20 protein-coding genes are annotated in these 22260 nt (G+C 39.7%); 14 read left to right on the top strand and 6 right to left on the bottom strand.

Translation table 11 applies throughout. The features are described 5' to 3' along the window. The first annotated feature begins 52 nt into the window (after window positions 1-52). Entirely contained in the window at window positions 53-1039 is a 987-nt protein-coding gene (locus tag MHH44_RS02350) for a homoserine dehydrogenase (protein WP_008406257.1), read from the top strand. 53 nt (window positions 1040-1092) lie between these two features. On the opposite strand, the gene MHH44_RS02355 is transcribed toward MHH44_RS02350, so the two are convergent. Beyond that, window positions 1093-1323 (bottom strand): hypothetical protein, encoded by a 231-nt coding sequence (locus tag MHH44_RS02355; RefSeq protein WP_008406258.1) that lies wholly within the window; start codon window positions 1321-1323, stop codon window positions 1093-1095. A 117-nt stretch (window positions 1324-1440) separates the two neighbouring features. Between MHH44_RS02355 and MHH44_RS02360 the strand changes: the two genes are divergently transcribed. The 5 genes from MHH44_RS02360 (at window position 1441) to MHH44_RS02380 (ending at window position 8111) form a co-directional block, all read left to right on the top strand. Continuing rightward, on the top strand, window positions 1441-2307 hold the full coding sequence (locus MHH44_RS02360; RefSeq protein ID WP_340797682.1) for an EamA family transporter: 867 nt from the start codon (window positions 1441-1443) through the stop codon (window positions 2305-2307). 494 nt (window positions 2308-2801) lie between these two features. Continuing rightward, window positions 2802-3488, top strand: coding sequence for a response regulator transcription factor (locus MHH44_RS02365; protein ID WP_008406260.1), 687 nt, complete (start codon window positions 2802-2804; stop codon window positions 3486-3488). Between the two features lie 145 nt (window positions 3489-3633). After that, window positions 3634-5829 (top strand): sensor histidine kinase, encoded by a 2196-nt coding sequence (locus MHH44_RS02370; protein WP_340797683.1) that lies wholly within the window; start codon window positions 3634-3636, stop codon window positions 5827-5829. 363 nt (window positions 5830-6192) lie between these two features. Next, window positions 6193-7263 (top strand): metallophosphoesterase, encoded by a 1071-nt coding sequence (locus MHH44_RS02375; RefSeq protein ID WP_340797684.1) that lies wholly within the window; start codon window positions 6193-6195, stop codon window positions 7261-7263. A gap of 23 nt (window positions 7264-7286) precedes the next feature. After that, window positions 7287-8111, top strand: coding sequence for an undecaprenyl-diphosphate phosphatase (locus MHH44_RS02380; protein WP_340797685.1), 825 nt, complete (start codon window positions 7287-7289; stop codon window positions 8109-8111). Between the two features lie 53 nt (window positions 8112-8164). Here MHH44_RS02380 and MHH44_RS02385 read toward each other — a convergent pair whose 3' ends face one another. Continuing rightward, complete coding sequence (locus MHH44_RS02385; protein ID WP_008406265.1) at window positions 8165-8962, bottom strand: TIGR00266 family protein; 798 nt, start codon at window positions 8960-8962, stop codon at window positions 8165-8167. A 194-nt stretch (window positions 8963-9156) separates the two neighbouring features. Between MHH44_RS02385 and MHH44_RS02390 the strand changes: the two genes are divergently transcribed. From MHH44_RS02390 to MHH44_RS02420, 7 genes are all read left to right on the top strand, one after another. After that, window positions 9157-10638: an aldehyde dehydrogenase family protein gene (locus MHH44_RS02390; RefSeq protein ID WP_340797686.1), complete on the top strand. Its 1482-nt coding sequence runs from the start codon at window positions 9157-9159 to the stop codon at window positions 10636-10638. A gap of 92 nt (window positions 10639-10730) precedes the next feature. Beyond that, on the top strand, window positions 10731-11903 hold the full coding sequence (locus MHH44_RS02395; protein WP_340797687.1) for a saccharopine dehydrogenase family protein: 1173 nt from the start codon (window positions 10731-10733) through the stop codon (window positions 11901-11903). Window positions 11904-11913: 10 nt separating this feature from the next. Next, the gene (locus MHH44_RS02400; RefSeq protein WP_340797688.1) at window positions 11914-13104 is read left to right on the top strand and encodes an acyl-CoA dehydrogenase family protein; all 1191 of its coding nucleotides are present in this window, start codon (window positions 11914-11916) and stop codon (window positions 13102-13104) included. 349 nt (window positions 13105-13453) lie between these two features. Continuing rightward, window positions 13454-13936 (top strand): GNAT family N-acetyltransferase, encoded by a 483-nt coding sequence (locus tag MHH44_RS02405; protein WP_340797689.1) that lies wholly within the window; start codon window positions 13454-13456, stop codon window positions 13934-13936. A 36-nt stretch (window positions 13937-13972) separates the two neighbouring features. Beyond that, window positions 13973-14407, top strand: a complete 435-nt coding sequence (locus MHH44_RS02410; RefSeq protein WP_065217469.1) for an SgcJ/EcaC family oxidoreductase — start codon at window positions 13973-13975, stop codon at window positions 14405-14407. A 21-nt stretch (window positions 14408-14428) separates the two neighbouring features. Continuing rightward, a complete protein-coding gene (locus MHH44_RS02415) occupies window positions 14429-14557 on the top strand; it encodes a hypothetical protein (protein WP_340797690.1) in 129 nt (42 codons plus the stop codon). A 286-nt stretch (window positions 14558-14843) separates the two neighbouring features. Further along, window positions 14844-15644 carry a carbonic anhydrase gene (locus tag MHH44_RS02420; protein ID WP_340797691.1) on the top strand — a complete coding sequence of 267 codons (801 nt, stop codon included), beginning with the start codon at window positions 14844-14846 and terminating at the stop codon, window positions 15642-15644. A 278-nt stretch (window positions 15645-15922) separates the two neighbouring features. Here MHH44_RS02420 and MHH44_RS02425 read toward each other — a convergent pair whose 3' ends face one another. The 4 genes from MHH44_RS02425 to MHH44_RS02440 all read right to left on the bottom strand — a co-directional run bounded on the left by MHH44_RS02425 (window position 15923) and on the right by MHH44_RS02440 (window position 20214). Continuing rightward, on the bottom strand, window positions 15923-16975 hold the full coding sequence (locus tag MHH44_RS02425) for an AbrB family transcriptional regulator (protein ID WP_340799479.1): 1053 nt from the start codon (window positions 16973-16975) through the stop codon (window positions 15923-15925). A gap of 102 nt (window positions 16976-17077) precedes the next feature. Next, entirely contained in the window at window positions 17078-18058 is a 981-nt protein-coding gene (locus MHH44_RS02430) for a VOC family protein (protein ID WP_340797692.1), read from the bottom strand. A 65-nt stretch (window positions 18059-18123) separates the two neighbouring features. Then, window positions 18124-19293, bottom strand: coding sequence for an acyl-CoA dehydrogenase family protein (locus tag MHH44_RS02435; protein WP_340797693.1), 1170 nt, complete (start codon window positions 19291-19293; stop codon window positions 18124-18126). A gap of 24 nt (window positions 19294-19317) precedes the next feature. Next, window positions 19318-20214 (bottom strand): alpha/beta fold hydrolase, encoded by an 897-nt coding sequence (locus MHH44_RS02440; RefSeq protein ID WP_340797694.1) that lies wholly within the window; start codon window positions 20212-20214, stop codon window positions 19318-19320. Between the two features lie 177 nt (window positions 20215-20391). On the opposite strand from MHH44_RS02440, the gene MHH44_RS02445 reads away from it, so the two are divergent. Then, entirely contained in the window at window positions 20392-22197 is a 1806-nt protein-coding gene (locus MHH44_RS02445; protein ID WP_340797696.1) for a V4R domain-containing protein, read from the top strand. The last annotated feature ends 63 nt before the right edge of the window (window positions 22198-22260 follow it).

Raw genomic sequence — 22260 nt, forward strand, 5'->3', positions numbered from 1 at the left:
TTTTGAATTATTCGTTAATATATGCGTGTTAAGAATTTGGAGGAGAAAGGCAATGGCAACAATCAAGGCAGCGATCTTAGGATTTGGCACAGTAGGTCAGGGAATTTACCATATTTTAAATGAAAAGAGGCAGGAGCTTCGCGAAAAGCTGGGTGTTGAACTGGAGGTCGCGAAGATTTTAGTAACCGATGCAAGCCGTGAGCGTGTACCGGGCACAAAACATTTAATGACGGAATCAATGGATGACGTACTGGCGGAAAATAATCTGCAAGTTGTATTTGAAGCGATTGTAAATGAAGAGCCTGCATTCACTTACTTAAAACGTGCTGTTGAGGCAAAATGCCATGTCATTACAGCGAATAAAGTAATGCTTGCAAAACGGGGCGAGGAGCTCGAAGCATTGGCGAAAGTAAATGGTGTATTCGTCGGCTTTGAGGCAACGGTAGCAGGTGGTGTGCCTATTATTAAAACAATGAAAAATATTCTTCTGGTCAACGAAGTAAGCTGCGTTCAAGGAATTTTAAATGGAACAACAAACTATATTTTAACAAAGATGCGTGCAGAGGGCTGGAGCTTTGAACAAGCATTAAGAGAAGCACAGCAATTAGGTTATGCAGAAGCGGATCCATTTAACGATGTATCGGGTCAGGATGCATTTAAAAAGCTGATGATTTTATCGAGCCTTGCATTTGGGGAACAGCCAAATTGGGCAGAGGTAGAAGTGATCGGAATCGATACAATTTCATCAGAACAAGTAGCGGAAGCAACAGCGCAAGGTCTTCGCTATCGTCATGTGGCAGAAGTGGAAAAACTCGAAGACGGTACAATTCATGCAAAAGTGGCACCACTACTCGTGAACAATGAACATCCGCTTTATCCTGTAGATGATGTGTTCAATGCGGTGACGATGGAGACAAACTATATCGGAACATTATCCGTAATTGGGCCTGGCGCCGGGATGTATCCGACAGCAAGTGTAATGGTAGAGGATTATGCTGAAATTATCGGGAAACGTGCAGGGTTTACAGTCACTATTTAATAAGAAGAGATTAAAAAGAAGCGAACTCGATGAACGAATTCGCTTCTTTTCTATTAGTCCTCATCTTTTATATCGACATCTTCGGGAATCGGAGTGTTTTTCCAAATTTCAATTTCTTCTTTAATTCGTTCGAGTTGCTGATGGTACGTATCAAATTGCGCACTATTAATTAAAAAGTGTTCACCATCATGTACTGCTTTAATGCGACCGGCATAAATGTACTGTAAAACCTGATGTTCAGGCATGCCTATATCTGCTGCAGTTTGTTCTACTGTTTTAAACATCATGATGCCTCCTTTTTAGTTTAAGTTAATCTTATTATAAATCGATTTCAACAAAACTTCATCTCGTATGGACTTCTAACGTATGATAGCATAATTAATAAAAATGGGGTGTAGGATGTGAATATTTTACCGTATTTGTTTGTGCTTTTGGCCGCCATGCTTTGGGGGACGGTCGGAACAACACAAACCTTTTTAACGGAAGGGATTTCTTCGTTTGCGGTAGCATGTGTAAGGTCGGGTATTGGCGGAGGCATTTTACTGCTTGCGGTTTTGGCGATGAGGAAAATTTCCTTTCGTAACTGGTCATGGAAGTGCACCATTTTAGCGGCGATCACGATTGCTCTATTCCAAAGTCTGTTTTTCACATCTGTCTGCTTTACAGGAGTTGCAGTAGGAACGGTCGTAACAATCGGCAGCGCGCCTGTATTTGCGGGATTCATCGAGTGGGTTTTTTGGAAAGTGCGGCCAACTCTAGTATGGGCAATTGCAACAGTGCTCGCCATTGTCGGCTGCCTGCTGTTATTTATGAATCAAGGTGAGACGGCGATCAACCCGCTTGGCATAGGGTTAGCATTGGCTGCAGGTTCCATGTTTGCCCTTTATACGAATGTGAGTAAGCAGTTGATGAAACGGGAAGAAACATTGCCTGCTGTTGCAATGACTTTTTCAATTTGCGCCTTATTTTTATTGCCGCTTGCAGCAAAAGACGGTTTTGGCTGGCTGACAGAAGGCGTGAATATATGGCCGATTCTTTTTATGGCACTTGCTGCAACAAGTTTGGCATACATATTATTTTTAGGCGGCTTGAAGAAAATCAGTTCGTCGGCCGCGGTAACATTGAGCTTAGCTGAACCTTTAACAGCCGCATTACTCGGTGTGTTTTTAGTAGGGGAACATTTAACATTTGTTGCATGGATTGGTGTTAGTCTATTATTAGGTGGAATAATTGTGTTAACATTCGGCACAAAGAAAGCTGCTTCATAGGAGGCAGTTTTTTTGCTTTGTTGTGAAAAAAATCACTGATGTGGCACTGTGGCTGCGTTTATTAGCCGATACTGAGTTGAAAGTAGAAAGTCCTGGCCCGAAAGTGGAACCTTTTAAATGAAAAGCAGAATTTTTAGCCGTGAAAGTAGAACAAAACCAGTATAAAGTAGCACCACAAATTTTATTAGACAATACTTCCTCGAAAGTAAAATCTCATTTAATGTAAAATAAGAAATCTTAAGAATTTCTTCAGATTTACAGTAGTTAGATGTTAAGAAATGGGCTTTATTATAAACTTATAAGAAAAAGTTGGCTCTTCATTAAATAGTGGAGATGATAAGAAGGTTGATTGGAATGTAGGGGAGGCGACTCCAGCGGGAACAGCACGAGCGAGAGACTACAGGCTCGAGCCGTGCCCGCGGAAAGTGTCCGACCCGGAATGGAAATCAACCACTTGCTATGATGGAGAACAAGAAAGTTGTGAGGTGAGCAAGATGAATCAGCTGACGGTGCTCGTAACAGATGACGATCAGGACATCCGGGACGGCATAGAAATTTATTTGAAAAATGAAGGTTACCGGGTGTTAAAAGCGGCAGACGGGCTTGAGGCAATCGAACTGCTTGAACAAAATGAAGTACACTGTATGATTTTAGACATCATGATGCCGAAAATGGATGGGATTACCGCGACATTCAAAATTCGTGCAGAACGCAATATCCCGATTATTATGCTCAGTGCAAAGGCGGAACAAAGCGATAAAATTCATGGGCTTTCAGTAGGTGCGGACGATTATATTACAAAGCCGTTCCACCCACTTGAATTGATGGCACGCGTCAAGTCCCAGCTAAGACGCTATGTCAACTTCGGCACGGTAGGAGAAGCCGCTCCGCTTGTTGAAGGACTGGAGCTGGACGCTGCAGCGCGGGAAATCCGTGTGGACGGAGAACCTGTCAAACTGACACCGACTGAGTATAAAATAACCGAACTTCTATTAAAGAATGCGGGGCGCGTCTATTCGATCAGCGATATTTATGAACTCGTATGGAATGAGCCCGCTTATAATGCCGAAAATATTGTTGCCGTGCATATTCGTAAAATCCGAGAAAAAATTGAAGCAGATCCGAAAAACCCCCGTTATTTAAAAGTAGTTTGGGGATTGGGTTATAAAATTGAAAAGTAAAATTCTCTCTTGGGTTGGAGCACTCGGCGCGGTATTCGGTTTTTATTTTCTCGGGACATATTTTATCGACTATTTGACAGGGCGTTTTGTACCTTTAGTAAAGCAATTTCTATATTTTTTATAATTAAGTGAGGAGGAAGAAAAAATGAAAAACAATAAATTATACCTCCAGCTTTTTCTTATATTTGTAGTAGCAACTGCAGTCAGTTTAATTTTTACTAATGGCGGTCGTTATTTAGGAAAAACTTTTTATGAATCGCAAAACTATAACAACGAGGCAGAGAACTTAGTATACGAGTTCTCGCAATATGTTTTTAACACGCCGACGGAAGAGGAATTTAAAGGGGCTTTAACAGTATCGGATGAGGAAATGGACGATTACCGTACATATTACGGCTCCCTTGCTGAGCAAATTCAAAATATTAAAGAGCAGTATTCAAGCGAAATAAATTCAACACAAGATCAGGAAGTAATCGAGGCAATTGAACAAGAACGTGATGCCAAAATTGCCGACATTAAGAAAAACTTTGAAGATGATGAGTATGTAAAAGAAAAAATACTAGTAATTAAGAAAAAAGCGATTCAGCAGAAGCTAAAAGAAATTGAAAGAGAAAAGAAAGAAGTTTTGAGCAAATACGATTACTTTGCTTATGAATTTAAAGATGAAAAAACCGGAGAAGTTTACCGTAATGGCGATATTAGTGAAAAGAATGTCTTTAAAAAAACATTTAAAAACGTAGGGGGAAACCTTACTGGTATATATCCACTTGATTTTTATGAGCATGATAACCTTGGTATTCTACAAGAAAGCTATACACTTGAGCAGGATTTATCGGATATTTCGGGTGTTGTAACAGTGCCGGCTAGTTGGATCGCAAACACTCATATAAGCAATGAAAAAAGTGCGTTTATCATTACGAAATATGTGTATTACGGCATTATTCTTGGGGGAATTATCAGTTTCGTTTTATTGATGACTTCTTTAAAACCGACGCTTGAACAGTTCAATCGTCAGTTCCAGCTACGTGAACTATTTGAACGTTTCCCTATTGATATTCGAATCGTAGCAACTCTTATTGCAACATACTTTGCATTTTTATTTAATGGTTCTTTTACAAGATCCATACAGACGCTAATTTATCACTATACGGATAATCGTTCGGGTTTCCTTACGGATTTTATCGTGACAGGCGTTATCAGTTTTGCACTTATTGTTGCAATCGTCTTTATGGTTGTTTCAATATGGGTAAGTTTAAAAGAGCAGCGTGATGTGGAGAAAATCTGGCCGGAGACATTTACGGCGAAGTTTGTAGATGGTGCCATCTCAATGTTTGAAAATCGTTCAATCGGGATGCAGTCACTAATATTGCTTCTTGTTGTTTTCCTTGGAGGCTTTGGATTTGCCGTTGTTATGACAGCAGGCAGTTTCGGTGTTTTCCTGTTCTATATGTTTTTATTTGTAGTGTTCTTTATTCCGGCACTCTATATGTTCATGCGTCGTATGGGCTACCTGAACCGTATTATGCAGCATACTGAAAACATGGCACATGGCCGTCTCACAAAAGATTTAAAGGTGAAAGGGAAATCTCCTTTAGCAAGACACGCCGAAAATTTAAATGGGCTTCGTGAAGGTGTCCGTAACAGTATGAATGAACAGGCAAAAAGTGAGCAGATGAAAACAGAGCTCATTACGAATGTCAGCCATGATTTGCGTACACCGCTCACATCAATTATTACGTATACGGATTTACTGAAAAATCCAGCAATCACAGAGGAAGAGCGAAAAAAATATATCGACATTTTAGATGCGAAATCGAATCGTTTAAAAACATTAATTGAAGATTTATTTGAAGTATCGAAAATGGCAAGCGGCAATGTAGAAATTACGAAACAGCGCATCGACTTAGCACAACTGTTGCAGCAGGCGGTCGGTGAGCATGGAGAAGACTTTGCAGCAGCCAATTTGGATTTACGTATCAATATCGCAGAACAGCCGATTTATGCTCGTGTGGACGGGCAAAAATGGTGGCGTGTCATTGATAACTTAATTATTAACGCACGTAAATATTCGTTGGAAGGCACACGTGTTTACGTCAACTTGAAGTCGTATGAGGGGAATGCCGAATTGACTGTGAAAAATGTTGCGAAATACGAGCTGAACGAGGAAGCGTCCCAATTAATCGAGCGTTTCAAACGTGCCGATACATCACGTCATACAGAAGGTTCAGGGCTGGGGCTAGCCATTGCACAGTCAATTGTTGATTTGCATGACGGGCAATTGGACATCGCAGTTGATGGGGATCTGTTTAAAGTGACGGTTAGTATTCCAACAGATAAATAAGGAATGAAAACTGCAGCGAGGGGTGTGTGCCTTGCTGTAGTTTTTTATTTTGGTGGTGCGCGTGGGGATATATTGGAAGAAAAAAGTTTTTATTAGAAAAAGTGGATCGGATATTTGAAAGTTCGGATCTGTTATTTGAAAAGTTCATGCACATTTTAGAAAATCCGGCGAGACTATTAGAAAACCCCAGTTTTATTAGAACAAGCGAATGCCATATTAGAAAAAAGCCGAATTTATTAGAAAACCGCAACTGATCGTCTTTGACATTTTAAAAGATGATAATATTATTGACTAACGCCATAAGCCCAAAATATAGTAAAATAGCACATTGTAGATAAAAAATAAGTTAGGAGCAACATTCCGATGCGTTTACTTTTAGGCATAGTAGCATTAGCGATATACAGTGGTCTCACTTTTTATCTTGGCTGGAATTTTAGGGCATGGCTGTTGTCGATTCAGCAATTTCGCTGGCCGATTATTTATTGGGCAGTGCTGTTTCTCGTATCATACGGTTATTTTATAGGAAAGCTCCATCTACTGTTCACGCCCTTTTCGGTGCTCGGCAGCTATTGGATGTTCTTTTTGCAGTACGGGCTCTTCCTTTGTATCATCGCCAACTTACTCATCAAGTTTACACCGCTTACAACGAAAATGGTCGGTACAGGGGTTGTTGGTTTACTCGTTGTTTTATTGATTGCAGGTACATATTTTGCTTATTCACCGGTAGTTCGAAATGCGACAATCAACATCGATAAACCTGGAGATGATATGCGTATCGTGATGGCATCGGATTTCCACCTCGGTTTGTTGTCAGGGAAAGGACATTTGGAGAAATTTGTTGCGCTTTCAAATGAACAAAATCCTGATTTAGTGCTTCTTCCGGGTGATATTGTCGATGATAGTCCAAAGCGCTTTGTCGAAAAAGACATGGGCGAAGTGATGAAAAATTTAAAGGCGACATATGGTGTATACGGAGTACTGGGTAACCATGAATATTACGGTAATGAAATACCGGAATTTAAAAAGGAAATGGCAGAAGCAAACGTTAAAATTTTAATGGATGAAACAATTTTAGTGGCGAATCGTTTTTATTTAACAGGGCGGGAAGATGTGACGAACAAAAACCGTTTAGCCTTAAATGAGATGCAGCCCGAAAAGGAAAACTTACCTTGGTTTGTTATGAACCATACGCCGCTGGATTTGGATGAGCCGGCTCGTTTAGGAGCGGATTTCCATGTTTCGGGACATACGCACCGCGGTCAAATGTGGCCAAACCACCTCATAACAGAAAGAACTTTTGAGTTGGATTACGGCCTTCTCAAAAAAGAGCAGTTACATGCGCTTGTTTCGAGCGGCTTTGGTTTTTGGGGGCCTCCGACACGTATTGGCAGTCGCTCCGAATTATGGGTAATAGATGTAAAATTTAGCGAATAAGAAAGCAAAAAGGGGAACAGAAAATGGAATGGATTGAGCTATTAAAAGCTTTAATTTTAGGGTTTGTCGAAGGGATGACCGAATTTGCGCCAGTTTCCTCAACAGGACATATGATTATTGTTGATGATATGTGGTTGCAGACGAAGGAATTTTTAGGATCAGGTTCGGCAAATACATTTAAAATTGTAATTCAGCTTGGATCGATATTGGCAGTCGTTTTCGTTATGTGGAAACGATTACTAAGTTTAGTTGGATTATATAAAATAGAAGGTCAGAAAAAGACGCGTTTTAATTTAGGACATGTAATTGTCGGTATTATTCCAGCAGGTATTTTTGGAGTGCTGTTTGAAGATTTTATCGATGAAAATTTATTCAGTATCAAAACCGTAATTATAGGATTAATTATCGGAGCGATCTTTATGATTATTGCCGATAAGTTTGGTCCTAGAAAACCGGTAATTACGTCATTGGATGATATTTCGTACAGTAAAGCATTGAAAATAGGGCTTATCCAATGTCTATCGCTTTGGCCAGGGTTTTCACGTTCAGGCTCAACGATTTCAGGCGGAGTACTGCTTGGATTGGATCATAAAACAGCTGCGGACTTTACGTTCATTATGGCCGTGCCAATTATGGCGGGGGCAAGCGGATTGTCACTTGTTAAGAACTGGGATCAAATTAACGCCGATCACTTTTGGTTTTATGTAGTAGGTTTTGTAAGCGCATTTGTATTTGCACTTATTTCGATTAAATTCTTCCTGAAGCTGATTTCAAAAGTGAAATTAACGCCATTCGCGATTTACCGAATTGTGCTGGCACTTATATTAATCATCGTTTTAGCTGTATAACAAGTAAAGGAGCTGTCTCGCAATAATATGCGCGGGACAGCTCCTTTTTGCCTTTATTTATTGAACAGATCAAATAATCCGCCGATGCCGCCTTCACCTGCATCTTTACCGCCACCGCCTTGAGAAATCGGTGCTGCAGCAAACACACGGCTTGCCAGACGGCTGAATGGCAATGATTGTACCCAAACTGTACCAGGACCGGAAAGCGTTGCAAAGAATAAACCTTCTCCACCGAATAAAGCCGTTTTAATGCCGCTTACCATTTCGATATTGTAGTTTACATCTTGTGTCATCGCAACTAGACAGCCTGTATCAATGCGCAATGTTTCGCCTGGCTGAAGTTTACGTTCATAAATTGTACCGCCTGCATGCACAAAAGCCATACCGTCTCCTTCAAGCTTTTGCATAATAAACCCTTCACCACCGAAGAATCCTGTACCTAATTTTTTCTGGAATTCTACGCCAACAGATACACCTTTTGCCGCAGCTAAAAATGCGTCTTTTTGACAGATGATTTTGCCGTCCAATTCACTTAAATTCATAGGAATGATTTTACCTGGATACGGAGAAGCAAAATACACTTTACGCTTGCCCATGCCGTTGTTAGTGAACGTTGTCATGAATAAGCTTTCACCTGTAATTAAACGTTTTCCTGCGCCAAGTAATTTCCCCATTAATCCGGAGCCCTGATTTGCAGAGCCATCACCAAATACTGTTTCCATCTGGATTTGATCTTCCATCATCATTAAACTTCCGGCTTCTGCTACAACCGTCTCCTGCGGGTCAAGCTCCACTTCTACAAACTGCATATCATCGCCGTGTAAAACGTAGTCGATTTCATGATTTTTCATTTTTATGTCCCCTTACAATTCAATTTAATATTTACAATAATAGATACGCTTGAAGATTCCAAAAGTTTCAAAACGGAGAAAATAATATTTGGCAATGAATAATATTCGTTCGTTATTCTTTTTGAGAGAAAAAGGGAATAAAGTAGAGAATGTCGAATAATAAAAAGGTAAATGAGAATTTGTGAGGTGGAGAAATGAAGCTGTTAAATTTTATTGGTGGAGAATGGATAGAAGACAATTCATTGCAAACGATGCCTGTGATCAATCCTGCAAATGGTGAACAGTTAGGAACGATACCACTTTCGACAAAATTCCAAGTCGAACTTGCTGCACAAAAGGCGAAGGAGGCCCAAAAACAATGGGCACTTGTCCCTGCGCCAAAGCGTGCGGATTATTTATATGAAATTGCATTTAAACTGAAAGAAAAGAAAGAACATCTTGCGCAAATATTAACGAAGGAAATGGGCAAGGTCATTGAAGAAGCACGCGGGGAAGTACAAGAAGGAATCGACATGGCACTTTATATGGCAGCGGAGGGAAGGCGTTTATTTGGAGAAACGGTCCCGTCGGAATTGCCGAATAAGTTTGCGATGAGTGTACGCGCACCGATTGGAGTGGCTGGACTTATTACGCCGTGGAATTTCCCGATTGCAATTGCAACATGGAAGTCTTTCCCTGCACTCGTTGCCGGTAATACGGTTATATGGAAGCCTTCTAACGAAACACCTTTCATGGCTTACGAGCTTGCCAAAATATTTGAAGAGGTCGGCTTACCGCCTGGTGTCGTCAACGTTGTATTCGGTTCCGGTCCTACGGTGGGAACAGCAATCGTCGAGCATCCGGACATCCGTGTGATTTCCTTTACAGGGTCAACAACGACAGGAAGCAAAGTAGCCGAGCTTGGCGGAAAACATCTGAAGAAAGTTTCGCTTGAAATGGGCGGGAAAAATGCGGTCATTGTAATGGATGATGCTAATTTGGATTTAGCGCTTGAAGGTATTTTATGGAGTGCTTTTGGTACGGCTGGGCAGCGTTGTACAGCATGCAGCCGTGTAATCGTGCATAAAAATGTAAAACAGGAGTTGGAAAATCGTCTTGTGGGAGCAACGAAGCAGCTGACTATCGGAGATGGATTGGACCCTTCAGTTAAAGTAGGGCCAGTCATTAATAAGGCCGCACTGGAAAAAATTAATCATTATGTACAGATCGGTAAGCAGCAAGGCGCAAACTTGCTGATTGGCGGAGAAATTTTATCAGAAGGCGAATTGTCAAAAGGCTATTACTATGCCCCGACAATTTTTACCGATGTGGAGGCAACTAGTATTCTTGCACAGGAGGAAATTTTCGGTCCTGTTATTAGTATTATTGAAGTTAGCAGTTTGGAAGAGGCGATTGAAGTAAATAACGGTGTGAAGTTTGGCTTATCAAGCTCAATTTTCTCACAAGATATCAACAAAATCTTCAAAGCACAGCAGTTGCTTGATACAGGAATTGTTTATGTAAATGCTGGTACAACAGGTGCGGAAATTCACTTGCCGTTTGGCGGTACAAAGGGTACAGGAAATGGCCACCGCGATTCAGGGCAGGCAGCGCTTGATGTGTATACGGAATGGAAGAGTATTTATGTAGACTACAGCGGCAAGTTGCAACGTGCCCAAATCGATAATAACGCTTGATGATTCATCTACTCGAATCATCGCATCTCAAAAAATATGTGGACGCAATCACGCTGATGCGTAATTGACTTAATAAAAAAGGGGATGTTTACATGAAAGTAGTAGTGTTAGGTGCAGGATTGATGGGGAAAGAAGTAGCACGCGATTTAGTCCGTAGTGAAGATGTGAAGAAGATCTTTTTAGCCGATGTTTCAACAGCTCCTGCAAAGGAATTCGTTAATTCATTAAATACAGATAAGGTGGAAGTTGTACAGCTTGATGCAGAAGATGACAAAGCATTGCGTGATGTCATCAGCCACGGCGATGTAGTAGTGAATGCGCTGTTCTATAAGTTTAATGAACGTGTGGCAAAAGCGGCAATTGATGCAGGGGTACATTCAGTAGACTTAGGAGGCCACATTGGCGGGATTACAGAATCTATTTTCGAAATGCACGGTCAGGCAGTCGATAAAGGTGTCACGATTATTCCGGATCTAGGTGTAGCACCGGGAATGATTAATATTTTGACAGGTTATGGGGCGACAAAGATTGATTCGGTAGAGTCGATCAAACTTTATGTAGGTGGAATTCCAACAACACCACAGCCTCCATTACATTATATTCGTGTGTTCTCGCTGGATGGAGTATTCGATCACTATACAGAGCCTTCGAAAATGATTCAAAAGGGTATGCTTGCTGAGGTTGAATCTTTAACTGGACTGGAGCCGATCTACTTTGACGAGTTTGGAGTATTGGAGGCATTCTACACATCAGGCGGAATTTCAACGTTATATAAAACATTCCCTCATGTGAAGACACTCGAATACAAGACAATCCGCTATAAAGGGCATGCCGAGCAGTTCAAACTGCTTGCTGACTTAGGTTTCCTTGATAAAAACAATACCGTTGAAGCTGGCGGTCGTGAAGTAAATGTCCGAGAAGTAACAAGAGAAGTTTTGGAGAAAAAACTGGATATCGGCAATAATGTCGATGCCGTACTTTTACGTGCAATTATTTCAGGTGAAAAGTCAGAAGAGCAAATTACGTATGAATATGAAATGGTTGTACGAAAAGATACAGAGCAAAATGTGACAGCGATGGCCCGTGCGACAGCAAATACGATTTCAATCGTGGCCCAAATGATCGGCAAAGGACTGATTGGAGAGCGCGGTGTATTTGCACCGGAAACTGTTGTACCAGGTCGTGAGTTTATTCAGGAAATGGCAAGCCGTGGTGTTGACATTAAAGAAACATCACACCGTTCATCGATGATTGTAAAGTGGTAGGGGTGAAGCGATGAATTTCGAGTTCACAGAAGAACAGACGCTTTTACGAAAAACTGTAAGGCAATTCGTTGATGCAGAGATTATCCCTTATATTGCGGAATGGGATGCGGGCGGTGGTTTTGACCCGAAAATATGGAAGCGTCTCGCCGAACTGGGCTTAATGGGAGTTTGTGTACCGGAGAAGTACGGAGGAGCAGGAATGGACTATAATTCGCTTGCAATTGTCTGTGAGGAGCTGGAGCGCGGAGATACGGCATTTCGTACAGCCGTTTCCGTGCATACTGGCTTAAATAGTATGACGCTCATGCAATGGGGAACAGAAGAACAGAAGGAAAAATATTTGGTCCCCCAGGCAAAGGGAGAGAAAATCGGCGCATTCGGTCTGACAGAACCTGGAGCAGGCTCGGATGTTGCGGCGATGAGTTCATTTGCGAAGCGCAATGGGGACCATTATATTTTAAACGGTCAAAAGACATGGATTTCCTTATGTGATATTGCGGATCATTTCCTTGTTTTTGCGTATACAGATAAGGAAAAAGCGCATCACGGAATTTCCGCATTTATCGTTGAACGTGAATGGGCAGGGTTTAGCTCAAAGGCGATCAAGGGCAAATACGGTATTCGTGCAGGCAATACAGGTGAACTGTTTTTTGAGGACGTCAAAGTACCGGCAGAAAATTTGCTCGGTGAAGAAGGCGAAGGGTTTAAAATTGCGATGTCCGCACTGGATAATGGCCGTTTTACTGTTGCTGCAGGCGCGGTTGGCTTAATACAAGCGTGTATCGAAGCGAGCGTCAAGTACTGCAAAGAACGCGAAACTTTCGGGAAGCCGATTGGTGAGCATCAGCTAGTCGGTCAAATGCTCGCAAAAATGGAAGCCGGCTATGAAATGAGTCGCCTGCTCGTTTATCGTGCAGGTGAGCTGAAAAATAAAGGCGTCCGCAACACTAGGGAAACATCTCTCGCCAAATGGCAGGCGTGCGACTTTGCGAATAAAGCTGCGGATGATGCAGTTCAAATCCACGGGGCGTACGGTTATTCCGATGAGTACCCGGTAGCCCGTTATTTACGCAATTCCAAAGCACCGGTCATTTATGAAGGGACACGTGAAATCCATACAATGATGCAGGCAGATTATGTGCTTGGCAAACGCGCGGATAAGAAATTACGCCGGATGCTGCCAAGCTGGCCGTTTGAATAACTTCATGAAGCGGAAGGGTTATGCAGACCTTTCGCTTTTTTTATATTGTAAGCAGCAGCCAGGTGATTCGGCCGGATTGACGAATATAAAGGTAATAGTGGCTAATAAAAAATAAATACGGCTAATATATTTCAAATTGGCGAATACCTTGCTGGATTTGACGATTATGTTAAGTGAAATGACGAATATGAAAAGGAAAGTGACGAGTAAGTCAGTCCAAGTGGCGATTACTGCTTAGAAATGGGCCAATAAATTTAAACTGTCGAGTAAATTAGACGTCTTGGCTATTTGGAAATTCATGTTAGTATAAAATTGAAATAATGAATCAGTATTAAAGGGGATATTTGAAATGGTAATAATTCGGACAATGCATGTTGAAGACATACCTCAAGTTCAGGATGTGGCAAAAAAATCTTGGAATGCTACATATGAAGGAATCATTCCTTTTGAGATCCAAGAAAAATTCCTGAAAGTTGCCTACAATAACGACAGGATGAAACAACGATTGGAACGTTCTTTTCTTTTTGTAGCTGAAATTGACAGTAATGTTGTAGGGTTCGCGAATTTCTCTCCTGTTAATGATGATGGGAAAACGGAACTCGGGGCGATCTACCTTTATCCAGAATATCAGGGAAAAGGGATTGGCTCGGCTTTATTGCAAAAAGGAATTAATGAACTGGAAGGCGTAGAGGAAATTTATATAAACGTCGAAAGGGACAATGAAATCGGCAAAAGCTTTTATGATGCAAAAGGCTTTCAGGTTTTGAAAGAGTTCGATGATGATTTTGAGGGACATATATTAAAAACAGTGCGAATGGTTTTAAATGTATAGCTTTGTCAGTAAAGATAATCAAAGGGGGAAATAAATATGAATACTGAAGTTCAAAACCTATACAACAAACTCATTGATGCCTGGAATAGACGTGATGCTCAAGGGATGTCTGATCCATTTGCAGAACATGGAGTCCAAATTGGATTTGATGGAAGTAAACTGATAGGCAAAGAAGAAATTTTTTCGCATCTTTTTACTATTTTCGAAAACCATCCAACCGCTCCTTTTATAACGAAAGTAAAAGAGATACGTTCGCTGGGAACTGATGCAGCAATTTTATATGCTATTGCAGGAATGATTCCTCCTGGAAAATCAGATATTGAACCTGCAGTAAATGCCCATCAAACACTAGTCGCTGTGAAAAAAGACAACGGTTGGCAAGTTGAGCTATTTCAAAATACCCCTGCACAGTTTCATGGAAGACCGGAATTAGTGGAGGAAATGACGGAAGAATTAAGGGAGTTGCTTTAGTTTTAGTGGAGAGTGATAGGAATGGTTAATTGGAAGAAGAGTAAGGGAGTGCTGGGTGCGGTCGTTTTATGTGGTGTGATTTGGATTGCCCATCTGGCACAAGTACAGGTAAACGAATTGGAAGTAAAAATAAGTGCACAATATACGTAAGGTTATACATAGTGTTTGGGTGTTTTGAGAGTGAAAAGGGCGAGCTTAGCATACTGAGCTTGCTTTTTTTTTGTAAAACGAATAGCAATCAATGTTTTAAATAAGCCGAAAGAGCGAATGCTAAATGAAGTATAAATGACTAAAAGAAGTGTAAATTATGATTCTATATATGGATAAAGGATTAGGTTATATTAACCGAATTTTGATATTTCAGTATATTTATTTGGATAATAAAATTATATATGGAATAATTTTATTATTCTAGAGATAAGAGGGGTTACAGAAGATGAAGAAACATGGATACTTATTTTTAGCGATGTTCTTAAGTTTGATGCTTGCCGCATGCGCGGAACAAAAAAGTGAAGAGAAAGAAGTAATTACAACAACTGCTGATCAGAGTGACTGGTCCTATGAGGAATCGACTGGACCTGAACACTGGGGAGAACTCCATCCCAGTAATTTAGCATGTGTGAATGGAAGTGAACAATCGCCGATTAATGTTGAATTTCCCGAAGTGAAAGCAGATGGAAATTTAAAAGGGAATGAGATTCACTATGAACCAACACCGTACACACTCGAAAATAACGGTCATACGATACAGGCCAATGCCACAACAGAAAGCAACCACATTATTATTGAAGAAAATGAGTACAAGCTTTCACAATTTCATTTTCATACACCAAGCGAGCACCAGTTTAATGGGCAAAACTATGATATGGAACTGCATTTAGTACATAGTGACAAGGATGGAAAGCTGGCTGTTATTGGGGTGATGATTCAAGAAGGAAATGAAAATAAACTGTTTACATCAATGTGGAATGAATTACCGACAGATAAAACGGCAAAAGGTAATTCCGAAAAGCATATCATTGACTTACAGGCTTTACTGCCAGAGAATGAAACGACTTTCCAATATGCCGGCTCATTAACGACACCTCCTTGTACAGAAGAAGTACAATGGATTGTTTTTGAGCAGCCGATTGAAATGTCAAAAGCACAAATAGAAGCATTCCAGCAAATTTTCCCGGATAATCACCGTCCTGTTCAGCCGATCAATGAACGGGAAATCAATAAAAGCGGAGAATGAAGAAGTGAAGAATTGGTAGAGAAAGATTCAGCATAAAAATTTTAATGAAGAACAGAGCAGAAATAGAAGTTTTCAATAGAGGGGGAGTGTCAATATTGTTTTCATTGACTTTTCCGATTTTCCAGGCAGCTCGCCAAATTTAAATGATTTGTATAAAGCTATGATTTGGATGTGCAGGAAAGGGTTGATTTTTTCCTGTACACCCAAATTCTACATCAATGTGAAGGGTTCGTTTGTCAGTGTTCCAATAAAATAGGTATAGTTTCTTCTATTATATATCAATACTTTACGACACCGTTTTCTTGATTGTAAGCAATTTCTTTTTTCTCTCGCCACCGGTAAAATATTTTCATTAAAGGCATGATTAATAAAAATATGAAGAGTAGTCTAAAGGTTTGAAACATTGAAACAAGCGAGACTTCCGCATTAACAGCATCAGCTAATAACACCATTTGATCTAAACCGCCCGGAGCTGTGCTTAAGAAACTTGTGGAAAATGTTGTATCCAATGCCAAGGACATTAAGAAACTTGATCCGAATGTTAGCGCAATTAGTGCCAATGCGCTGAAAATGCCACCTACAAGTACACGTACTGGTAGCTTTATCATATGTGGCTTGAGCATTAAACCAATATGTGCACCAATGAGAAGCTGAGCAACATCCATAACGATTCCTGGTACTTGTGGCATTACAAGTGGTGTTGTGAGTTGCAGTGTAATTAATAAAATGATTGGTGTAATGAAAAATGCAACGGGTAAATGAATGCGTTTCATTAAATGGGAACATGCCCATGCCAGGACAATTAACAATATTAAACTGATTGTCAGCTTAGCATCTGCGGGAGGTTTACTTATAACCTGCCCAGCGACAATAAATGGTACAAATACAACGACTAGTAATAGCCTGATTACTTGAAAATAAGATATAATGCCGATTTCCTCAACCTTTTCTTCTTCAGCAAATATAACAATCTGACCTAAACCTCCCGGGATAGCTCCCAGAATCGCAGCTTTCATTGGAATTTTTGCCCATCTGCTTGTTAAATAAGCAATACCGATTGAGCCGCCTATTAAAATAACATTTAATAGTAACATATAAAATATAATAGAACCTATCATGCCGAATAGATTAGTGTTAAATTGTATACCGATCACAGTTCCTACAATGACGACACCTGCATCCCGCATTTGACCAGACCATTTGAGCGGTCCTTTATAAATGAATTGTGCTAACATGACGATAACTATGGGACCGAGCATCCATGGAATAGGGATGTGCAACAAACTAAAAATATAACCGCCAATTAAAGATAAAATTAACACCTTTAGCATTGCCTTCAACAGTAACACCCCTTCCTATAGCAGTATACATAGCTATAATTATTATTAAGAAACCACCAGCTTTCATCATTATGAATACTGGTGGTGTTGTTATTATGATTTCGCTAATTCTTTTACTTGTGCGTCCCGGTCAACATCATCGCGACGGCGGTCTCCCCAGTATGCTGAACCGTTTTTAAGATATTCTTCATATGTCCATTTTACTGGCTCCCAGTCTGGTTCGAAGATTAAGTAGCCGTTTGTAAAGATTTCAAGGCGTAACCCGCTTCCTGGATCTTTTACGTAAATATACATTGCTTGAGAAATTCCATGTTTACCAGGACCTACAAATTGTACGTCAGCTTCGCATAAAATATCGGCAGCACGCAGCAAGTCTTGAGCATTGTCTAACCAGTAAGCAATATGGTGCATTTCATTTGGCTCTTTTGATCGTGGGGTAGACATAACTGCAACATCATGTACTAAGTTTGTTACCGATAACCAGCTTGCAACTTGCACATCGTCTGGATTGACGAAATATTCGCGCAAATTAAAGCCTAATGCTTCTTTTAAATATTGCACAATTTCAGCATTGTCGTGAGAAGTTTGCAAATTCACGTGATCGATTCGACGTGGAGAAACACCTTTTGCCCAAGATTTATACGTTTGGTTTTTAAGTACGGATTTTCGTGATTCGTCCGCAGGCGTCTTTTCCATATCATAGTATAGTTCAAAACGGTGACCACTTGGTAATTCAAAGCGGATTGCTTCACCTTGTGCTACTTCTTCACCGGCTTTTGTCCAGCGTACTTCAGTACCTGCAGCTTCTAATAACTGGGCAAATGTTGCTACATCCTCGCGTCGTTTTGTACGCCAGCCGATATGATCGATATAAGATGTCTCACCAGCTTTAATGGATAATGTATGATGTTCGAAATCACCCCAAGCCCGTAAATAGTGTACACCATCTACAACTTCTGTTTCTTCCAAGCCAATTGTGTCACGGAAGAACCATAAAGATTTTTCAAGGTTTTCTGACACTAAAGCAACGTGCCCTAATTTTGCGATTTCCGGTGCGTAAAGAAATTTTTCCATTTATATTCACCTCATAAGATATTTGTTTTTATAAAAGATCATCTGAATCTTTTCAAATTCTACTATTAACCTTGAATGTTTGTATTAACACCGAATAAATGTCTACCGTAACCTAAAATTCCATCTTCATATAAAGAAGTAATGTGGGTTGCAATTGCTATTAAGTCACGAGAAAATAGTTCTACCGGATGACCTTTTAATAGCGCATGACCCCCTAATGTAAGTAATGACTTTACACCGATCTGTGTACATTTATCGATAACTTTTGCACGGATTGCTTTATATTTAGCCCCTTCGTAGGAACCACCTTTATCCGTTTGCATCATATTGATATATTCATTTAATAGCGTTTTAGCAGAAAGCAATTCAAGCTTCAGCTCTGAAAGCACACGTTGGCTGGTAGGGGACTCTTTCTCGTTAACGCCTGAGAATCGTACGCGACCTGCTGTGTGTTTTTCAAATTCATCAAGTACACGCTCCGCACCACCAACTGCCATTGCTGCAAAACCTACATAGAAGCCAGGGTAGAATGGCGTATTGTAGTATAAATAATCCTGGTCGAAATCTTCATATGGTGGATGGCTGTTTTCAATAATTTTGCTGAAGCGTAAAATGGCATCAGGTTTTATAAAAATGTTATCGACGATTAGTGTATTGCTGCCAGATCCACGAAGACCAAGGGAATCCCACGTTTTTACAACTTCCAAGTCAGACACTTTTAGTAAAATCCCTACACGTTCAGGTTTTTCGCTGTCATCAAATTTCATCATTGCGCCCACGCCAACCCAATCACAATAGTTGATACCGCTTACAAAATTATACTTACCGGAAACAAGATAACCGCCTTCCGCCTTTTCTACTTTACCTATTGGGGCAAATACGTCGGCTACAAAACCTCCCTGATTAATGACTTCATCACGAATGTGTTTTGGGTAGTAGCATACCCAAGCGTTATGGGCTGAGAAAAAGTATGTTAACCATGCAGCTGAAAGGTTATGGTAACCAACTGTACTTACCAGATCAACGAATGTGCGCCAATCAAGTTGTGGATAACCAAACTCTTTAGGTAAAATTAAACGGTGAATTTCCTCTTCCCGGATAATATCCGCAATGCGTGGAGAAATTGTTGAATTGTGATCGGCTTCAATGGCTTCTAGCTCTGCTGCTTCACCGATACGCTTTGCTTTTTGCATTATTTCTTCATAAAGATCTTTATTTTCCACTACTGTAACCATTTAACCATTCCTTTCAAAGATAATTTATTGTGCTGTAACCTTTTGACCCTTTTCGACTGCTAAAAAGTCAATCACAAGTTTGTTAACGATTTCCGGCTGGTCAGTTTGCGCCTGGTGACCACAGTTTTCAATATATTCAAATTTAATGTTAGGTAACAGTTTTTCAAGTTTATAACCTGTTTCAACTGGTGCAACAGCATCTTGGTTACCCCAGATAAATAAGCCAGGGACTTTTAATTTTGGTAGCGTATCTTTTATACAATAGCGATCCCAAAGTTTTGGCTCTTCATTCATTCTTGCCAAGTAAGCATCAAATACTTGATTGGACTCTTTTACGCCAGGGCGGGTTGCTGCTTGATGACGCAGTTGAATTAATTCTTCTGGGATGACTGTATCTTCATTGGAATTGCGATACATAAATTTGCGTAACGATTCTTCGGTATAATCGTAACCTATTACTTCTAAGAACGAACGGAGCTTTCTTTCAGGTACTTCTTGCATCGCCTGATAAATTGTATTACTGCCGATATAAACAACTTTATTTACCTTTTCAGGGTGATCAATTGCATATTTGGCTGCAACGTAAGCCCCTTGTGAGTTACCGACAAGCGATACTTCATCTAGACATAAAGCTTCAATAAAATCATGTACATGATCTACCAAACTTTGATGTCCATTAACCGGCCATGCATGAGGGCGTACATCTGTAAAGCCCATTGATAATTGATCGATTGCATACGCGCGGAACCCTGCTTTAGCCAGAGCTGGAAGCATAAAACGCCATCCTGCTGCGCCGCAAGCTCCTGGTCCTGCTCCATGTAGTAAAATCACAGCTGGTCCTTCTGTTCCGGCCCAAGAATAATGCGTACGTACACCATTTGCTAATACGTAACTATTATGAAATCCTTCAAAAATTGTCATCGTTTTACCCCCTTGTACTGATAAATTGTTATTTTCTGCTTTGAGTATACCTGTTAATAATTTTAAAAGTTATAGTGATTTTTATTGAATGAATAGTTGTAATCTTTAAAATTTATTGAAAAATCATTTTTATTTTTGTATTATGGGGAATAGAAAATCAAAGGGGATGTGACTTTAATGAGTGAAATTGCATTCGATTCAAGTAAAACAAAAGATATTTTAATGTCGGCAAATGCCTTCCACACATTAAAAAACAATTTGGTTAATAATATCGGTTCCCATAAAACGAAAGGCTTTTTATTCCGTTTTGGCAAAGAATTTGGGATGGAATCTGCAAAAAATACTCTTCAAAATAAAGGTTCAAAAGATCTTGTCGGTAAAAGACATTCGCGCTTAGGTCACGTTAAAGATGTTATTTTCATGGGGGAAATTATATCTCATCCTGATGGTACAATTGAATGTAACGATACTTGGGGACAATGGGTAGAATCATTCGAAGCAGCACTTCATCTTAAAAATTATGGTTTGACAAATGAATGTGTTTGTCATATGTTATGCGGTTTTGCGAGTGGTGCCTTGACCTATGAATTTGGTGAATCAATTATTGCTATTGAATATAAGTGTGTGGCAAAGGGGGATCCATGCTGTGAGTTTAAAGTTCGTCTGGAACGTGACTGGATGGAAGAGGAAGAAGAACTGATTCACCTTTATCAAAATGATAATATTTTATCAGAGCTTGAAATGACATATGATTCACTTTTACATCACAAACAGATGCTTGAAAAAATATCAATATTTCATGGTCAACTCACGCAAAAAGTAACTGAAAAACATTCATTGCATGAAATTGTAGAAACCGCTTACGACTTATTGAATATTCCAATTTTAATTGAAGATATTCATGGTAATCCATTATGTAAAATGGGTTTTAGTGAAGAACAGCAATTATTAATAAAAAATGATAAGGTGAAATTATCGGAGTTCAATAGTAAACACAATATTTCACAGTATAAGGGTAATCAATATTGGAAGCTGACAGCACCTGTTCTGATTAATAAAAAAAACTATGCAACTTGTTCACTATTTTACTTTGATGAAATTCATATAGAGGAGAATGACCATCTATTTTTAGAACGTATTTCCACGGTTGTAGCGTTATGCATTTTATACGAGGAGGCGCAGTTTGAAGAACAGCAACGTATGCGTAGTTCGCTATTAGAACGCTTAATTCATAATCGTAATATTAAGGATATTGAATCTTACTATAAATTCTTACCCTTTAAATTTCAGCCACCATTTTCTACAGGTATAATAAGTGTAAAAAAGAAAAAGAGAAACAATGAAATTATTGACATTCATGATCAACTAACGCAGCTGTCAATGATGGCTAAAGAGTGGGACTTGCCTTGTATCTTTGCAGTACTTGGGGAAGATATTGCGATCCTTAATTCGCTAAGTAGTGATAAGCAAGGCTGGGAAAAGAAAATTACAAAAATATTTAATAAAATGGAAAAACAAAATAGTGAGTATAAATACTCAATAGGACTTAGTAGAACATTTAGTAACTTTAAAGATTTCGAAAGCTCTTTGCAAGAAGCACGTACAGCACAACGATTCCCTAACCAAAAGCTACTAACGACATACGAACATTTAGGGATGCTTGGCGATATTGTAAAACATATGAGCATTGAGCAGTTACATGAAATGGCGAAAAAGACCTTGAAAGAGTTATATAATTTTGAAGATCCCCGCAAAAAAGAATTACTGCATACACTTTACGTTTATTTATTAAATAGCCAACGCTTAAAGGAAACGATGGATGAATTGGCATTATCAATTGGTGGTATTCAATATCGTATAAAGCAAATCGAGGATCAACTACAAATTTCCCTGAAAAATGCTTCTACTGCAGCGTATACATTATTAGTCATTCAGGCTTTAATACTTTCAGATACCTTGAATTTTGAAGAATTTGGACGATAAAAAAAATCATTTAGTTGGTAACTGCTCATATAAAAAAGACTGTAAATAAAACTCGATTTTGAG

Source organism: Solibacillus sp. FSL K6-1126 (assembly GCF_038003445.1).
GTDB lineage: Bacteria > Bacillota > Bacilli > Bacillales_A > Planococcaceae > Solibacillus > Solibacillus silvestris.